The following is a 16964-nucleotide window of genomic DNA, read 5'->3' as shown; positions in this document are numbered from 1 at the left end:
AGCAATCAGTTCGCCGTCCACGTGGCCGACCTGGCGGCCGCCCTGTGGGAGCTCGCGCTGTCCGACCGGACCGGGACCTTCCATCTGGCCGGCCCCGACGCCCTCAGTCGCTACGACCTCGGCGTGCTCATCGCCCGGCGCGACGGCATCGAGCCGGGCGCGCTGCCCGCCGGGCGCCGGGCGGAGACGGGCCTTCCGGGCGCGCTCGACGTACGCCTCGACAGCCGCGCCTCGCAGCGTCTACTGCGCACCCGGTTGCGCGGCGCCAGGGAGTTCCTCGAAGGGGCGGCACCGGCGACCGGCCGGCAGGCGCGCATCGGTGCCTAGGCGAACGGTTTCTGCGGAAGGACGTCGGCGACGGCGTCCAGGGCGGCCCGCCACGGGTACGTGGCAGGGTCGCCCTGGTCCGGCTCGTGCGGGGTGAAGCCGCCTTCGCCGTACAGGACGCGCACCCCGGCGCCCCGGAGGATGTCGATCGAGCGCTCGAACCGGGGGTGCGCGGCGTACGCCTGGTTCACGCACGGCATCGCGGCCATGGGGATGCCCTTGCCGATGCCCTCGGCGACCACGCCGACGAGCCACTTGTCCGTGATCCCGAGCGCCCACTGGTTGATCGTGTTGAAGGTCGCCGGCGCGACGACGACGGCGTCCGGTTCGGGCCACACGTCCGGCTGGCCGGGGAGACGGTAGTCCCAGCGGACCGGGTGGCCGGTCAGGGCGGCGAGACCGTCGAGGGAGCCGGCGAGCCAGCCCGCCGCCCTCGGGGTGAGACCGAGGCATACGTCCCAGCCGTCGGCCTGCGCCTCCTCGATGACGCGAGCGACGTCGAAGACGGGCGGGGCCGCGCTGCTGAACAGGTACAGGGTCGGAGTGATCATGGTGGATATCCGATCACACCGCCCTCGCCGCCCACAGGGCGGAGCGCTCCCGAGGCCCGGTCACCGCACCTCAGGCCCTGGCCACCGCCCCCGACCCGGGCCGCGGCCCCCCTCCCCAGCTGCCGCACCTCAGGCCCCGGCCACCGCTTCTCAGGCCCCGGCCACCGCCCCCGACCCCGCCGCCTCCTGGGCGATCCGGTCGAACTGGGCCCCCATCGCCTCGGCCAGTGCCTTGGCGGCGGAGAGCGGGCGGACCGTCACCATGAAGTCGTCGATCTTCCCCTCCTCGTCGAAGTGGAGGAAGTCGCACCCCTGGATCTGCCGCCCGTCCACGGTGGCGGTGAAGACCAAGGCGTGGTCGCGGCCGCCGGGGTCGGCGATCTCGCGGACGTAGGTGAAGTCCTCGAACACCCGCATCACTCCGCGCAGGATCGCGGCGGTGATGGCCTTGCCCGAATACGGCTTGAAGGCGACGGGGCTGGTGAAGACGACGTTCTCGGCGAGGAGCGCGTCGATGGCGGCCTCGTCGCGGTTCTCGACCGCCGTACGGAACGGATGCACAGCACACCTCTAGTCAATTATTTGAGTAGGTGCGTCGGAGACTAGGCGAGGAGGGTGTGGTTGTCCATACCGCCGAGCGGCCGCCTCTCAGAAGGAACGGCCGGCCTCGATCAGCCGGTCGCGCACGCGGCCGACGTCCGGGTTCTCGGAGATGCCGGGGCGCTGCACGAGGTACCCGGTGTTGATCGGCGGGTCCTCGGGGTCCGCCAGCTGGACCAGCGCCCCGGAGCGCAGTGCCGACTCGCACAGGTAGCGCGGCAGCACGCTGAATCCCGCGCCGCCCTCGACGGCGGACTTCACGGCCCGCAGATCGGGGACCGTCACCGCGGCCCGGCCGTTCAGGCGCGTGCCGAAGACGTGCCGCCAGTAGCGGCGGACGATGGGCAGGTCCTCCGCGTACGCGACGAGAGGCACGGCGTGCAGCACGCCGGGGCCCTCCTCCGCCAGCGGCTCCTTGATCTTCTCCGCCCAGACGGGCGCGGCGACCAGGACGAACTCCTCGTCCATCAGGGGCGCCCACACCAGCGATCGGCCGCGCGGGCGGGTCGTGGAGATGACGAGGTCGTGGCGCCCCGCGCGCAGCTCGTCCAGGAGGGGGTCGGTCAGGCCCGCCGTCACCCGCAGGCGTACGCCCTCGGCCACGAGCCCTCCCAGGGCGGGCAGGACGCGGGTGGCGAGGAGTTCGGCGGGGCCCGCGAGGTGCACGGGTTCGGCGCGCCCTCCGCCGACCGGTCCGGGCCCAACGGCGGAGGCCAGCGCGTCCAGGGTCGGCGCGATCCGCGCCGCGAGTTCGTCGGCGACCGGGGTCGGAGCCACGCCGCGGGGCAGGCGTTCGAAGAGGTCACGCCGGGTCTGGCGCTCCAGGTTGCGGATGTGGGCGGTGACGGTCGGCTGAGAGAGGCCCAGGGCGTGCGCGGCCGCGGTGAAGGACCCGGAGCGGTGGACGGCGAGGAACGTGCGCAGCAGGTTGAGGTCGGGCGGCGCGGCCGGCTGTGCGGCGGGCCGGCCGTCTACCGAGGGCCCCTCGTCATTCCTATGGCTCACTCCGGCGAGCGTAATACATCCCTATGGCTGCCCCCCGGGGATCGCTCTCCTGTCCCCCGGCAGACCCTGCGCCCTGCCGTGCCCCGCGGTGCCCTGCCGTCCCCTCTATTCCCCGGTGAGGGATGAAGGTTCCTATGGCAGGTATCGGTTCCGTCATTGGTCACCGGCCGACGCGGCGCCTACCGTCGAGACATCGCCGCAGCGCGCGGTGCGTGTCCCCTTCATCTCCCCTTCATGTCCCCTGTCCCTGGGCCCGAGTGGCCCCTTCCTCGGAGCGGAGCATCATGTCCACGATCCTTTTTGTGATGACCGGCGTCGACCACTGGATGCTTGCCGACGGTACGAAGCACCCCACCGGTTTCTGGGCGGAGGAGGCCGTCGCCCCCTACGAGGCCTTCAAGGCCGCCGGGCACGAGGTCGTCGTCGCCACCCCCGGCGGTGTCGTCCCGACCGTGGACCAGGGCAGCCTGGCGCCGGAGGCGCACGGCGGGCAGGAGGCCGCGGACAGGGTCGCCGCCACGCTCGCCTCGATCCCGGAGATCAAGGACCCGATCCGCCTGGAGGAGGTCGACCTCGCCGACTACGACGCCGTCTTCTACCCGGGCGGCCACGGCCCCATGGAAGACCTCGCCGTGAACCCGGCCTCCGGCAGGCTGCTCGTCGACGCCCTCGACTCCGGCAAGCCGCTGGGTGTGGTGTGCCACGGTCCGGCCGCGCTGCTCGCCGCCGTGCGGAGCGACGGTTCCAACGCCTTCGCCGGTTACGAGGTGGCCGCCTTCACCAACGCCGAGGAGACGCAGGCCGGGCTCGCCGAGAAGGCCAAGTGGCTGCTGGAGACCCGCCTCGTCGAGGCCGGGGTCCAGGTGCGGGCCGGCGAGCCGTGGGCGCCGCACGTCGTGGTCGACCGCAACCTCGTCACCGGCCAGAACCCCGCCTCCTCCGCCCCTCTGGCCACCGAGCTCCTGAAGAAGCTGGCCTGACGGCGACGGGGCCGGCGACGGCGATCGCCATCGCCGGCCCCGTCCTCCCCCGCACGTCACCTCACCGGCGCGATGTCCGCCCACAGGGCGACGGCGCCGGGCGAGAGCGGCGCGACGACCGCTCGGCCCGGCGCGACGTCGTGCTCGTCCCACCACACGCCCTGCCCTGGGGTCAGACGGCGCCCTTCGGCGCCCGTGCGCCAGTGGCCGCGGAGCACGTAGCACACCCCGGCATGGCCGCTGGGCGGCGTGAGAGGCCCGGTGACCCGGTCCACCCGCGCCGCCCGACGGCCGCGGCGCACCATGACGTTCAGGACGCGGCAGACCTCGCCCGCCGGTTCGGCGGTCAGCTCCAGGTCACCGGAGAACGCGAGGGGTTCCCCCGCGCGCGCCGTCCGGTCGAACGTGCCCGGAGCCATCAACCGCACGCCGTCGCCCGCCACGGGGGTGAGCGTCCGGTCGATCCCGGGAAAGGCCGAGAACGGCCCGTCCCGGTCGATGTCGGCGACGCTCGCCCGCCACTGGAACTCCTCGGCGCCCGCCGGCCACGAGACGATCTCCCTGGTGGCGCCCCCGCCGTTGCGCCACCGGCCCGGCGTCAGGGTCTCGACATCGAAGTGGTGCATGGGGGCTCCCGAGCTGTGGGCGGTACGGATGCGGATCGGAGGGTCTCGTCAGGCGCTCAGCGGAGCTGAGAGAGCGCTCAGGGGCTCGGAGCGCGCTCAGAGGGCGCCGACGATGTCCTCCACCCGGGCCTTGGCGTCACCGAACAGCATCGCCGTGTTCTCGCGGAAGAACAGCGGGTTCTGCACGCCCGCGTATCCGGAGGCCATCGAGCGCTTGAAGACGATGACCTTGCCCGCCTCCCAGACGGTGAGCACCGGCATGCCGGCGATCGGGCTGCTGGGGTCCTCCGCTCCGGCCGGGTTGACCGTGTCGTTGGCGCCGATGACGAGGACCACGTCGGTCTTGGCGAAGTCCTCGTTGATCTCGTCCATTTCGAGGACGATGTCGTACGGCACCTTGGCCTCGGCGAGCAGGACGTTCATGTGGCCGGGCAGGCGGCCGGCGACGGGGTGGATGCCGAACCGCACGTCGACGCCCTTGGCGCGCAGCTTCGAGGTGAGTTCCGCGACCGGGTACTGGGCCTGGGCGACGGCCATGCCGTACCCGGGCGTGATGACCACGGAGCGGGCGGAGCTGAGGAGTTCGGCGGCGGCCTGGGCGGTGATCTCCTGGTGCTCGCCGTAGTCGACGTCCGCGCCCGACGGAGCCTCGATGCCGAAGCCGCCGGCGATCACGGACAGGAACGACCGGTTCATCGCCTTGCACATGATGTAGGACAGGTAGGCACCGGAGGAGCCGACCAGCGCGCCGGTGATGATGAGCAGGTCGTTGCCGAGCAGGAAGCCGGAGGCCGCCGCGGCCCAGCCGGAGTAGCTGTTGAGCATCGAGACGACGACGGGCATGTCGCCGCCGCCGATGGAGGCGACGAGGTGCCAGCCGAGGGCCAGCGCCAGGACCGTCACGGTGATCAGCAGCCACAGCTCCGGCGTGATCACGAACCACACGGTCAGGGCGAGGAACAGGACGAGCGAGCCGAGGTTCAGCGCGTTCTTGCCCGGCAGCACCAGCGGCTTGGAGTCGATCTTCGCGGCCAGCTTCAGGTACGCCACGATGGAACCGGTGAAGGTCACGGCGCCGATGAACAGGCCGATGAACACCTCGGCGTGGTGGATGCCCAGGGTGCCGAGGGCGTCCAGGGCCCTGGCCTCGTGGCCGTCGGGGTCGTGCTCGACGTTCAGGAAGCCGTTCCAGCTGACCAGTACGGCGGCCAGACCGACGAAGGAGTGCAGCAACGCGATGAGTTCGGGCATGCCGGTCATCTCGACGCCGCGGGCCCGCTGGAGGCCGATCACCGCGCCGGTCAGCATCGCGACGGCCATCAGGCCGAGGCCGGCGGTGCTGACGTCGCCGTCCACGGCGAGCACGACGGTCGCGAGGAGCGCGACGCCCATGCCGAGCATGCCGAAGGCGTTGCCGAGCCGTGCCGACTCGTGCTTGGAGAGTCCTGCCAGCGCCAGGATGAACAGCAGCGCGGCGACGAGGTAGGCCGCCTGTGCGGCGAGGGTCGCAGACATGTCAGCTCCGGTTGAACATGGCGAGCATGCGACGCGTCACCGCGAAGCCGCCGAAGATGTTGATACTGGCCAGGAGGATCGCCACGACCGACAGCACGGTGACCGCCGTGCTGGTGTGGCCGATCTGCAGCAGCGCGCCGACGACGATGATCCCGGAGATCGCGTTCGTCACCGACATCAGCGGCGTGTGCAGCGCGTGGTGCACGTGCCCGATCACGTAGTAGCCGATCACGATCGCCAGGACGAAGACCGTCACGTGGGGCAGCAGGGCCGCGGGGGCGAACGCCGCGGTGAGGAAGAGCGCCAGGGCGCCGAGGGCGACCCCGCCGAACTTCTGCTTCGCCGTCGCCGGCTCCTTCTTCGGCCGGGCCGGCTCGGCCGCGGCGGCCGCGGGCGCGGGTGCCGGGGCCGCCGACACCTGGACCGGCGGGGGCGGCCACGTCGACTCGCCCTCGCGTACGACGGTGATCGAGCGCTGCACCGGGTCGTCCCAGTCGAGGACCAGGCGGCCGTCCTTGCCGGGCGTCATCAGCTTCAGCAGGTTCACCAGGTTCGTGCCGTACAGCTGCGAGGCCTGCGCCGGCAGCCGGCCGGCCAGATCGGTGTAGCCGAGGATCGTCACGCCGTTCTCGGTGACGACCTTCTCGCCCTTCACGGTGCCGACCACGTTGCCGCCGTTGGCGGCCGCCATGTCGACGATCACCGATCCCGGCTTCATGCTCGCCACCATCTCCGCGGTGATCAGCGTCGGCGCGGGGCGTCCGGGGATCAGCGCGGTGGTGATGACGATGTCGACCTCGCGGCACTGCGCGGCGTACAGCTCGGCCTCGCGCGCCTTGTAGTCGTCGCCCATCTCCTTGGCGTAACCGGTCTTCGAGACCTCCACCTCGGGGGACTCGATCGACAGGTACTCGCCGCCCAGCGAGCGGACCTGGTCGGCCACCTCCGGTCGCGGGTCGGTCGCCCGTACGATCGCGCCGAGCGAGCCGGCGGCGCCGATCGCGGCCAGACCGGCGACGCCGGCGCCCGCGACGAGCACCTTCGCCGGCGGGACCTTGCCGGCGGCGGTCACCTGGCCGGTGAAGAACCGCCCGAACTCGTGCGCGGCCTCGATGACGGCGCGGTAGCCGGCGATGTTGGCCATGGACGACAGCACGTCCATGGACTGCGCCCGGCTGATACGCGGCACGGCGTCCATCGACAGGGCGGTGAACGGCCGCCGGCCCAGCTCCTCGACCATCTCCGGGTCGAAGGCGGGCGCGAACAAGGCGATGACCGTCGCCTCGGGCCGTACCCGGTCCAGCTGGGTACGGCTCGGGGCGTTGACGCCGAGGACCACGTCCGCGGCCGCGGCATCGCCCGTGCTCGCGCCGGCGGCCTCGTAGGCGCTGTCGGTGAAGCCCGCCGCGCTTCCCGCTGCCGGGTCGACGACCACGTCGTATCCCAGTTTGCGGATCTGTTCGACAGTGGCCGGCGTGGCCGCGACGCGACTCTCACCTGCCCGCGCTTCCTTGAGCACTCCGACAATCACGAGTGGTCTCCGTTCGCTGCTCTGGCCGCACACGGCGTGTTCTCGACTCGATCAGAAGTGCGCCCGCGGTGATCCGGAGCGACGTCGCTCAGCTTGACCGGCGAGTGCTCTCTTTGAACAGCTCCCACCGGTGAGGCACACGCAACACTCGACAAGACCCGGCTCGCGTGCTTCACCGGCCCGGCCGGTCGCCGCCGGCCCGCCGGAGCGGAGCTCAGTGCTCGCAGAGGGAGAATTCCCGTTCGTAGAGCTGCTCGTTGTGTTCGTCGACGAAGAACTTCCTCTCCTGCATGAGTTGCTCCCGGTACGTCCTGGCCTCTTCCAGCGTCATGGTCGAGGTGTCCGACCACGGCTGCTGCGGTGGCACGTCGGAGGTGGAGACGATCTGTTCCGAGGGGTCGACCAGGAAGAACGCGAGGATCTTGCGGTGTCCCGGGCGGGTGGGGTCCGCGAGGCGGAACGAGCCGACGCGGTGCTGGAGGACGTTCGGGAACGCCAGGCAGCGGCCGGGCGGGGTGGACGCGGAGCCCAGCACCTGGTTCAGGCCGTCCTCGTTCTCCAGGCCGTAGACCTCACGGACACCGTTGTCGTCGTTCTGTTCGTATTCCGGGTCGTCGAGTGCCGCCCGGAAGCTCAGCCGGCTTTCGGTGATGTTCTCGCTGTCCCAGTAGGAGAGGGCGGTCGAGACGATGCGCTCGTTCAGCATGCCCTCGACATGCCAGGAGCCGCCGGGGTACTCGGGCTTGTCCGGGGTGAGATGGATGGTGGCGAGCTTGACGATGACCTGGAGGCGGCGTCCGCGCAGATCGACCCGGGCGGACGCGTCGGGCGGCTCCGGCGGGGTGAAGGCCGGGGCGTCCGGGACGACGGGGCGGCGGTTCTCCCACCAGTCGTCGTGCGCCAGTTCCCATACGCGGAGGGCTTCCGCGTAGGCGGCGTCGTCACTGAAGGAGGACTTGTCCGGATACTCGGGCTCCGAGTCGTACCACCCGTAGGGGTCGGCCTCGATCCGCAGGGGCCGCGGATGGCGCAGATCGGTGAGCACGTTCTCCCACAGCGGGCGCATGCGCGCGAACAGGTCCGGCAGGACGGCGGCCAGTTCCCGGTGCTTCTCGGGGTGGACGTTGTTGACGTACGAACGGAAGGTCACCGCGCCGTCGTCGCTGACGTCGACGTCCGTGGGCAGCCACTGGAACCTCTCCGAGAACTCGTACTTCGAGTAGTGGTCCGTCGGATTCCGCCAGGCCCGCTCGGGGGCGCCGCTGACCTCTCTCACCAGGCAGAACAGCGAGGGATGCACCAGATCCAGCACCTGTCCGTCGGATCCGGGATGCCAGTCCCGCTCGGCTTCGGGGACTTCTTCCAGCACCCGGACCGCCTCGCGCAGCCGGGCCCTGAGCGTGTCGTCGATCAGCGTGTCCGACTGCCAGACCCCGTCGACGGCGGACACCTCGATGCCGCTTCGTCCGTCCCGGAGCGCGGCGTAGTGCGCGAGTTCGGCGAGCACGTAGCGGACCTGTGCTTCGGTGAGGCCCTGGGCGATCGCTTCCTTCGTCCATCGGGCGACGATGTCGGCGTCGTTCATCTTGTCGAACCACCCCGGCTTCTCCCGGAGGTGCGCGCTGCACCGCATCATCTCCAGTTCCCGCAGCGTCCGAGGCGTCGCGAACGCCCGGGAACGGGAGGCGTGAAAGGGCAGCGGGAAAGCAGACAGGCCGGTCAATTCTCTTGGTCCCCCCAGTCGGTGTGTGATGACGGGAAGGTTAGCCGAGCGGTCTGACAGCGCGGCTCCGCGTGCTCCTTCGCCGGCCGGCATCCCTCACAGAGCGCTGTGCGCGGCCGGCGGCGAGGCCGGGGCCGGCCGCGTGGGGGGTGGGGTCGTGCTCTTCCTGACGACCAGGCGGGTGGCGAGTTCCAGGCGGGTCACCGAGGGCTCGCCGGCGCGCAGGCGCAGGAGCATCTGGACGGCTTCCTCGCCCATCTCGCGCAGCGGCTGGTGGACGGTGGTGAGCGGTGGGCTCGACCAGCGGGCGATCATCACGTCGTCGTAGCCGACGACGGACAGGTCCTCGGGCACGCGCAGCCCGCACACCCGGGCGGCCTCCATGACGCCGAGCGCCTGCAGGTCGCTTCCGGCGAAGACGGCCGTGGGGCGGTCCGGCATCCGCAGGAGCTCCGTCGCCCGCGCGTATCCGCCTTCGACGTGGAAGTCCCCGAACCGGACGAGCGCGGGGTCGTGGTCCAGGCCGGCCATGTTGAGGGCGGACCGGTAGCCGTCCAGCCGGGCCAGGGAGCACAGCATGTCCTCGGGGCCGGTGACGATGCCGATGCGGCGGTGGCCGAGGTCGATGAGGTGGCGGGTCGCGGCGACGCCGCCGGACCAGTTGGCGGAGCCGACCGACGGCACGTCCGGTTCGGGGTCGCCCGCCGGGTCGACGATCACGAAGGGGATCGACCGTGCGTCGAGCTGCCGTTTGACGGCGTCGGGGAGGGAGGAGAAGACCAGGACGACGCCGATCGGCCGGCGGTGCAGGACTCCTTCGATCCAGTCCGGCGCCGGCGCGTGCCGGGTGCCGCTCTCGGTGAGGACGACGCTCGCCTGGTGGGCCTTGGCGAGGTTCTCCACCCCTCGGATCAGCTCCATCGCCCACACGCTGTCGAGCTCGTGGAAGACGAGCTCGATGAGCGGCGCCTCCCTGGCGACGCGGGCGGTCCGCCGGTACGCGTGCGCTTCGAGGAGCCGTTCCACCTTGCCGCGCGTGGCCGCCGACACGTCCTGCCGACCGTTGAGGACTTTCGAAACTGTCGAAAGCGACACTCCGGCCTGTTGCGCCACCTCCGCCAGCGTGATGCGCCTGTTTTCCTCGCCCTCTCGCATCCCCGCAGCATAAAGCACCGTTCCTCGCGGCGACACAGTCACGCTTTGATAACGCGGGCCCGGAGGGTTGACCCCTTCGCCGCGCCGACTCTAGCGTCCAGCCACGCGAAGTTTCGTCAATCGGATCGAAAACTTTCGAAAGGTGGGGGCGCGATGAAGCGGCATGTACGGCTCCTGAGGACCGCGGTCGTCGGTGCGGCGTCGCTGGCCATGACCCTGTCCCTGGCGGCCTGCGGCGGCTCGGGGAGTTCCGCCGCGGACGGCTCGGACACGATCCGCGTCCTGGTGTACGGCGACGCCACCAACAAGGTGGAGAAGCAGCTCGTCGACACCTTCAACAAGACCTCGAAGGTCAAGGCGGTGCTCGACACCATCCCCGGCGCCGACTACCAGTCCAAGCTGCAGACGATCATCAGCGGCAAGCAGGCGCCGGACGTGTTCTTCAACTGGGGCGGGGGCAGCATCAAGCCCTTCGTCGACGCGGGCCTCCTCATGCCGCTCGACGACCTCATCGCCAAGGACCCCGGCCTGAAGGCCAACTTCCTGCCCTCGGTCTTCGACACCGCGGTCGTCGACGGCAAGCCGTACGGCATCCCCATGCGCGGCACCCAGCCCGTTCTGCTGTTCAGCAACAAGAAGGTCCTGGCGGACGCCGGCGTCACCCCGCCGCGCACCTGGGACGAACTCCTGGCCGCCGTCAAGGCCCTCAAGGCCAGGGGCGTCACCCCCATCGCCCTCGGCGGCGGCGACAAGTGGCCCACCCAGATGTGGTTCCAGTACGTCTACGACCGGGTCGCCGGACCCGAGCACTTCCGGAAGGCGGTGAACGGGGACAAGAGCGTCTGGGCGAGCGCCGACAGCAGGAGGGCCCTCGGCATGCTCGAGGAGCTCATCGACGCCGGCGCCTTCGGCACCAACTACGACTCGGTCAAGTTCACCGACGGCGGCTCCCCCGCCCTCCTCGCCACCGGCAAGGCCGCCTTCGAACTCATGGGCTCCTGGGAGTACTCCACCCTTCAGGACGCCTACCCGGACTTCGTGAAGAACGACCTCGGCTACGGCACCTTCCCCACCGTCGAGGGCGGCAAGGGCGACCCGGCCAACCTCACCGGCAACACCAACAACTTCTACTCGGTGCTGAAGAACACCGAACACCCCGAGGCCGTCGCCGAGTTCCTGAAGCTCATGTACTCGGACGAGTTCGTCAAGGGCCAGCTGAGCATCGGCAACCTCCCGACCACCACCAACACCCCGAAGTTCCTCGACGGTTCCGCCAGCCCGGCGTACTCCACGTACCAGTACGACCTCGTGAAGAAGGCCCCGGCCTTCCAGCTCTCCTGGGACCAGGCCTATCCCCCGGCGGCGACCACCACCATCCACCAGGCCGTCCAGCAGTTCTTCAACGGACAGACGGACGCGGACGCCTTCATCGCCGCCATGCAGAGCCTGCCCGCCGCCTGACCCGCGGCCCGACCCCAGGAACGCCTGAACATGACCACTGCCACAGCCCCCGCCGTGGACAGCGCGGGGAAGACCGTCCGGCGCGGGCGGTCCCACCGCCCCGCGACCGGGGTGGGCCGCCCGGGCTTCGCCTGGGCGGTGCCCGCCGCCGTCTTCTTCGGCCTGTTCGCCCTCGTGCCGCTCGTCCTGGTCGTCGTGCTGTCCTTCACCCGCTGGAACGGCCTCGGCTCCCCCGAGTTCGCCGGCCTGGACAACTGGAGCCGGCTGCTCGACGACCCCGTGATGGTGCGAAGCCTCTGGCTGAGCCTGCTGCTCACGGTCCTCGGCGTCGTCGTCCAGACGCCGATCAGCATCCTGCTCGGCGTCTGGGCCGCCGGCCGGCAGCGCAACCGGGCGGTCCTGTCCGCCGTCTACTTCGTCCCGCTCCTGCTGTCCATCACCGCGGTCTCCGTCCTGTGGCGCGCCGTGCTCGACCCCAACTTCGGCGTCCCCTCCCAGGCGAGGTGGCTCTTCGGCGACGGCAACCTCCTCGGCACGCAGGCCGGCGCCCTCGGCGTCCTCGTCTTCGTCAGCACCTGGCAGTTCACCCCCCTGCACACCCTCATCTACCAGGGCGCCGCGCGGGCCGTCCCCGAAGTCCTCTACCAGGCCGCCCAGATCGACGGCGCGGGCAGGGTCCGCCAGTTCTTCCACATCACCCTGCCGCAGCTGCGCAACTCCATCGTGACCTCGATGATCCTGATGGTGGTCGGCGGCCTCACGACCTTCGACACCGTCCTCATCCTCACCCAGGGCGGACCCGGCACCGACACCACGAACAGCGCCTACTACATGTACCAGAAGGCCTTCAAGAGCTTCGACTTCGGAGCGGCCTCCGCGATCGCCCTGCTCCTCGTGCTCGTCGCCACCCTCGTCTCCCTGGTCATGGTGCGCCTGACCGGCTACGACAAGATGCGCAGCACCATGGAGGGCGTGTGATGAGGCGCCCGGGAAAGTCCCGCCCCAACTACCTCGCCGGCCTCGGCTCGACGATCTGGCTGTTCGTGGTCGGCCTGCCGCTGTACGTCATGCTGATCGCCACCTTCCAGTCCCGTACGGACTACGCGGCGAACGGCCCGCTCGCCTTCCCCGAGCGCTTCACCCTCGACAACTACGTCAACGACCTCAACGAAGGCTTCGCGCGGTACTTCCTCAACACGGTGATCGTCACGGTCTGCGTGGTCGGCATCGTCCTGCTCCTCGTGCCGCCCCTCGCGTACGCCATCGTGCGCAGCGACGGCAGGGCCACCGGCCGGGTCTTCCGTCTCTTCCTGCTCGGCCTCGCCATCCCGTCCCAGGCCGTCATCGTCCCGGTGTTCTACCTGATCAACGAGGCCGGCCTCTACGACAACCTCCTCGGCGTCATCCTGCCGACCGCCGCCTTCGCCATGCCCGTCTGCGCCCTGATCCTCTCCGGCGTCATGCGGGACATCACACCCGAGCTGTACGAGGCCATGACGGTGGACGGGGCCTCGCCCCGGAGGATCTTCCTCCAGCTGGTGCTGCCCCTGTCGAAGAGCGGCCTGTCGACCATCGTCGTGTTCTCCTCGCTCCAGGCCTGGAACGGCTTCCTGTTCCCGCTCGTGCTCACCCAGTCCTCGGAGAACAAGGTCGTCACCATGGGCCTCTACGACTTCCAGACGGAACACGGCGTCGACATCCCCGGCCTCCTCGCGGCCGTCGTCCTGTCCATGCTCCCCATCCTGCTCGTCTATCTGCTCGCCCGTCGTGCCCTCGTGCAGGGGCTGATGGGAGTCGGAGGAAAGTGACCGACCACGTGGCCACCCAGTCCCACGCCCCGAACGGCGCCTGGCGCGACCCCGCGCTGAGCGCGGAAGCCCGTGTCGACGCGCTGATCCGCGAGATGACCCTGAAGGAGAAGACCGCCCAGCTCTACGGGGTGTGGGTCGGGGCCTCCGACGAGGGCGCCGAGGTCGCGCCGCACCAGCACGACATGGAGGAGCCGGCCGACCTCGACGACCTGCTGCCCGACGGACTCGGCCAGCTCACCCGGCCCTTCGGCACCGCCCCCGTCGACCCCGCGCTCGGCGCCCTCTCCCTGATGCGGACGCAGGCGCGGATCGCCGCCGCCAACCGCTTCGGCATCCCGGCCGTCGCCCACGAGGAATGCCTCGCCGGCTTCGCGGCCTGGGGCGCCACCGCCTATCCGGTCCCCCTCTCGTGGGGAGCCACCTTCGACCCCGCGCTCGTACGGGAGATGGCCGCCGCCATCGGCCGCGACCTGCGCGCGGTCGGCGTGCACCAGGGCCTCGCCCCCGTCCTCGACGTCGTCCGCGACGCCCGCTGGGGGCGCGTCGAGGAGACCATCGGCGAGGACCCGTACCTCGTCGGGACGATCGCCACCGCCTACGTCCAGGGGCTCGAGTCCGCCGGCGTCGTCGCCACCCTCAAGCACTTCGCCGGCTACTCCGCCTCCCGGGCCGGCCGCAACCTCGCCCCCGTCGGCATGGGCGCCAGGGAGCTGGCCGACGTGATCCTGCCGCCGTTCGAGATGGCGGTGCGGGAGGGCGGCGCCCGGTCGGTGATGCACGCCTACACCGACACCGACGGCCTTCCCTCGGCCGCCGACGAACGGCTGCTCACCGGACTCCTCCGGGACACCTGGGGATTCTCCGGCACCGTCGTCGCCGACTACTTCGGCATCGCGTTCCTGAAGACCCTGCACGGCGTCGCCGGCACGTTCGGCGAGGCGGCCGGAGCGGCCCTCGCCGCCGGTGTCGACGTGGAGCTGCCCACGGTGAAGACCTTCGGCGCGCCCCTCCTGGACGCGGTCCGGCAGGGACACGTGGCCGAGGAGCTCGTGGACCGGGCCGTCAGACGGGTCCTCCTCCAGAAGGCCCGGCTCGGGCTGCTCGACCCCGACTGGAGCCCCGTTCCCCCGGCACTGCGCGGCGCCGACACCACGGCCGACCCCGACACCCTGCGGGGCACGGTCGACCTGGACCCGGCCGCCAACCGGGAACTGGCCCGCCGCCTCGCCGATCGGGCCGTCGTCCTGCTCCGCAACGACGGCACCCTGCCGCTCGATCCGCGCACACCGCGCCGGATCGCCCTGATCGGCCCCCACGCCGAGGCGCCCACGGCCGTCCTCGGCTGCTACTCCTTCCCCGTCCACGTCGGCGGACAGCACCCCAGCACCCCCCTCGGCATCGACCTGCCCACCCTCCGCGAGTCCCTCGGGGCGGAGTTCCCGGACGCCGAGGTCCTCGTGGCGCGGGGAACCGGCGTCGACGACGGCGGGACCGAGGGCTTCGCCGAGGCCCTCGCACTCGCCCGCCGCGCCGACGTCGTCGTGGCGGCCCTCGGCGACCGCGCCGGTCTCTTCGGGCGGGGCACCAGCGGCGAGGGCTGCGACGCGGAGTCCCTCGTCCTCCCCGGAGCCCAGGAGCGGCTGCTCGACGCCCTGCTCGACACCGGCACTCCGGTGGTGACGACGCTGCTGACCGGCCGGCCCTACGCGCTCGGCCGCGCGGCCGACGAGTCCGCCGCGATCCTGCAGGCGTTCTTCCCCGGCGAGGCCGGGACCGCGGCCATCGCCTCGGTCCTCAGCGGGCGGACCGCCCCGAGCGGCCGGCTGCCCGTCAGCGTGCCCCGCCATCCCGGCGCCCAGCCGTCCACGTACCTGGCCGCACGGCTCGGCCACCGCAGCGAGGTCTCCAGCATCGACCCGACGCCGGCCTTCGGCTTCGGGCACGGCCTCACCTACACCACCTTCCACTGGAGCGACCTCGCCGTGGAGGACACCGAGGTCCCCACGGACGGCGCGGTACGGCTCGCCCTCACCGTGACGAACACCGGCGACCGCGCCGGCACCGAACTCGTACAGCTCTATCTGCACGACCCGGTGGCCTCCGTGGTCCAGCCCGTGCAGCGACTCGTCGGATACGTACGTCTCGACCTGGCCCCCGGCGAGCGCAGGCGGCTGCACGCGGTCGTCCCCGCGGACCTCGCCTCCTTCACCGGCAGGACGGGCACCCGCCTCGTGGAGCCCGGCGAACTGGAGCTCCGCCTCAGCGCCTCCAGCACGGACCCACGGCTGACCGCCCGGGTCACCCTGACCGGCCCGGTCCGTCAGGTGGACCACGGACGGCGCCTGCACGCCGACTTCGAGATCCGGCCGGACGCCGTCCACTGACGGTCGGCAGGCGGGCGGTCAGGCCGTGCGGAGCCCGCCGCCGGCCGGAGACGGCCGCCGTGGGCGGCTCCCCTCCTCACCCACGGTGGCACGGGCGGCACGGTGTCCGGGTCACCTCCTGGCGTAGGCGTCCATGAACATGCCCAGCAGCCCGTCGATCGCGCTCTCGTCGACGGGCAGCGGCGTGAGGAGGTGGCGGTAGTACAGCGTCCCGCACAGCACGTCCGCCGCGAAGGTGAGGTCCACGTCCGCGCGCAGCTCCCCGGCGCGCTGAGCACGGGTGATCCGGTCCAGGGTGCTTCGCTCGACGGTGCGCAGGAACCGTTCGTGGAGCGCCGTCCGCAGCGCCGGATCGGCCTGGGCCTCGGCGATGACGGCGCGGTAGACGGGACCGATCGGGGGACCGGCCAGCGCGGAGGAGGACCGCAGGAACTGCTCGCGCAGATCGGCGCGGACGTCCCCGGTGTCGCGGTAGTCGAGGTCCGAGGTCCAGACCCGGTGGAGCGCGTCGAGGAGCAGCGCCGCCTTCGACGGCCACCGCCGGTAGATCGTGTGCTTCCCGACCTCCGCCCGCCGCGCGATGGCCTCGATGCTCAGTCCCGCGTACCCGACCTCGGCGGCCAGGTCGAGCGTCACCTGGAGCAGCGCGTCGGTGCGTGCGGCACCCCGCCGTCGGGGCGCCGGGGATTCGTTCGGCATGACCACGATCATAACGGCACGCCGTGTGCCGTTGACAGGCTTCGCCGCCGATGACCATGATCAGCGCGCACACCGCCGTTCCGAGACCTCGCGCCCGCGACCGACGAGGAGTCCTGCCGTGCCCGCGCCGGCCGTTCCGCCGGCACCGTTCCCCACTCAAGGAGTCACCGTGAACGTCACCACCTCCACCCTCTCCCTCACCGTCGCCGACGTGGACGCCTCACGCGAGTTCTTCTGCGCCCACCTCGGTTACGAAGTCGCCATGGCCGCCGACGGCTTCGCCTCGCTCACCCGGGGCGCCGCCGACGCGGCCGCCGACATCGTGCTGCTGCGCACCGGCACCGAGGTCCTCCCGCCCGAGCAGCGGGACCAGCGGGCCGGCGGTCTCATCCTGGCCCTCACCGTCGACGACCTGGCCGCCGAGGAACGCCGACTGCGCGCGGCGGGCGCGCCCATCACGATGCCGCTGCGCGAGGAGCCGTGGGGCGAGCGCCTGTTCCAGATGACGGACCCGAACGGCATAGTCGTCCAGCTCGTCGAATGGGCCACCCCGACGGACCCCGCCCACTCCTAGAGCCCCGACCGGCCCACAGGTT

15 protein-coding genes and 1 pseudogene are annotated in these 16964 nt (G+C 71.4%); 7 read left to right on the top strand and 9 right to left on the bottom strand.

Going from position 1 to position 16964, the window contains the following annotated elements:
• Positions 1–15: 15 nt before the first annotated feature.
• Positions 16–327 (top strand): annotated as a pseudogene (locus ABTZ91_RS30410) (dTDP-4-dehydrorhamnose reductase); the annotation flags it as partial.
• On the opposite strand, the gene ABTZ91_RS30405 reads toward ABTZ91_RS30410, so the two are convergent.
• The 3 genes from ABTZ91_RS30405 to ABTZ91_RS30395 all read right to left on the bottom strand — a co-directional run bounded on the left by ABTZ91_RS30405 (position 324) and on the right by ABTZ91_RS30395 (position 2483).
• Entirely contained in the window at positions 324–878 is a 555-nt protein-coding gene (locus ABTZ91_RS30405) for a flavoprotein (protein WP_352080438.1), read from the bottom strand. The pseudogene ABTZ91_RS30410 and the gene ABTZ91_RS30405 overlap by 4 nt on opposite strands.
• Positions 879–1028: 150 nt before the next feature.
• Positions 1029–1439: a nuclear transport factor 2 family protein gene (locus ABTZ91_RS30400; protein ID WP_352080437.1), complete on the bottom strand. Its 411-nt coding sequence runs from the start codon at positions 1437–1439 to the stop codon at positions 1029–1031.
• An 87-nt stretch (positions 1440–1526) separates the two neighbouring features.
• Entirely contained in the window at positions 1527–2483 is a 957-nt protein-coding gene (locus ABTZ91_RS30395) for a LysR family transcriptional regulator (RefSeq protein WP_352080436.1), read from the bottom strand.
• 284 nt (positions 2484–2767) lie between these two features.
• Here ABTZ91_RS30395 and ABTZ91_RS30390 point away from each other — a divergent pair, with 284 nt between their 5' ends.
• Positions 2768–3463: a type 1 glutamine amidotransferase domain-containing protein gene (locus ABTZ91_RS30390; protein WP_352080435.1), complete on the top strand. Its 696-nt coding sequence runs from the start codon at positions 2768–2770 to the stop codon at positions 3461–3463.
• Positions 3464–3519: 56 nt separating this feature from the next.
• Here the strand turns inward: ABTZ91_RS30390 and ABTZ91_RS30385 are convergent, their stop codons facing one another.
• The 5 genes from ABTZ91_RS30385 to ABTZ91_RS30365 form a co-directional block, all read right to left on the bottom strand.
• Complete coding sequence (locus tag ABTZ91_RS30385) at positions 3520–4089, bottom strand: HutD family protein (protein WP_352080434.1); 570 nt, start codon at positions 4087–4089, stop codon at positions 3520–3522.
• A gap of 96 nt (positions 4090–4185) precedes the next feature.
• Positions 4186–5604 carry a Re/Si-specific NAD(P)(+) transhydrogenase subunit beta gene (gene pntB, locus ABTZ91_RS30380; protein WP_352080433.1) on the bottom strand — a complete coding sequence of 473 codons (1419 nt, stop codon included), beginning with the start codon at positions 5602–5604 and terminating at the stop codon, positions 4186–4188.
• 1 nt (position 5605) lies between these two features.
• Complete coding sequence (locus tag ABTZ91_RS30375) at positions 5606–7135, bottom strand: Re/Si-specific NAD(P)(+) transhydrogenase subunit alpha (RefSeq protein WP_352080432.1); 1530 nt, start codon at positions 7133–7135, stop codon at positions 5606–5608.
• Between the two features lie 214 nt (positions 7136–7349).
• On the bottom strand, positions 7350–8858 hold the full coding sequence (locus ABTZ91_RS30370) for a DUF4246 domain-containing protein (protein WP_352080431.1): 1509 nt from the start codon (positions 8856–8858) through the stop codon (positions 7350–7352).
• Between the two features lie 96 nt (positions 8859–8954).
• Positions 8955–10013, bottom strand: coding sequence for a LacI family DNA-binding transcriptional regulator (locus ABTZ91_RS30365; protein WP_352080430.1), 1059 nt, complete (start codon positions 10011–10013; stop codon positions 8955–8957).
• Positions 10014–10166: 153 nt separating this feature from the next.
• Between ABTZ91_RS30365 and ABTZ91_RS30360 the strand changes: the two genes are divergently transcribed.
• Genes ABTZ91_RS30360 through ABTZ91_RS30345 form a run of 4 tightly spaced genes read left to right on the top strand, consistent with a single transcriptional unit; the run spans position 10167 to position 15669 of the window.
• Positions 10167–11474 (top strand): extracellular solute-binding protein, encoded by a 1308-nt coding sequence (locus ABTZ91_RS30360; protein ID WP_352080429.1) that lies wholly within the window; start codon positions 10167–10169, stop codon positions 11472–11474.
• A 30-nt stretch (positions 11475–11504) separates the two neighbouring features.
• Positions 11505–12452, top strand: a complete 948-nt coding sequence (locus tag ABTZ91_RS30355) for a sugar ABC transporter permease (RefSeq protein WP_352080428.1) — start codon at positions 11505–11507, stop codon at positions 12450–12452.
• On the top strand, positions 12452–13282 hold the full coding sequence (locus tag ABTZ91_RS30350) for a carbohydrate ABC transporter permease (protein WP_352080427.1): 831 nt from the start codon (positions 12452–12454) through the stop codon (positions 13280–13282). The genes ABTZ91_RS30355 and ABTZ91_RS30350 overlap by 1 nt, the downstream gene beginning before the upstream one ends.
• Positions 13279–15669, top strand: a complete 2391-nt coding sequence (locus ABTZ91_RS30345; RefSeq protein ID WP_352080426.1) for a glycoside hydrolase family 3 N-terminal domain-containing protein — start codon at positions 13279–13281, stop codon at positions 15667–15669. The genes ABTZ91_RS30350 and ABTZ91_RS30345 overlap by 4 nt, the downstream gene beginning before the upstream one ends.
• 111 nt (positions 15670–15780) lie before the next feature.
• On the opposite strand, the gene ABTZ91_RS30340 is transcribed toward ABTZ91_RS30345, so the two are convergent.
• Positions 15781–16368: a TetR/AcrR family transcriptional regulator gene (locus tag ABTZ91_RS30340; protein WP_352080425.1), complete on the bottom strand. Its 588-nt coding sequence runs from the start codon at positions 16366–16368 to the stop codon at positions 15781–15783.
• 169 nt (positions 16369–16537) lie between these two features.
• Between ABTZ91_RS30340 and ABTZ91_RS30335 the strand changes: the two genes are divergently transcribed.
• On the top strand, positions 16538–16942 hold the full coding sequence (locus tag ABTZ91_RS30335; protein ID WP_352080424.1) for a VOC family protein: 405 nt from the start codon (positions 16538–16540) through the stop codon (positions 16940–16942).
• The last annotated feature ends 22 nt before the right edge of the window (positions 16943–16964 follow it).

The organism is Streptomyces sp. NPDC126499, from assembly GCF_040302485.1.
Classification (GTDB): Bacteria; Actinomycetota; Actinomycetes; order Streptomycetales; family Streptomycetaceae; genus Streptomyces.
Note: the sequence above shows the minus strand (reverse complement) of the source record. Positions and strands in the feature narration are given on the sequence as shown.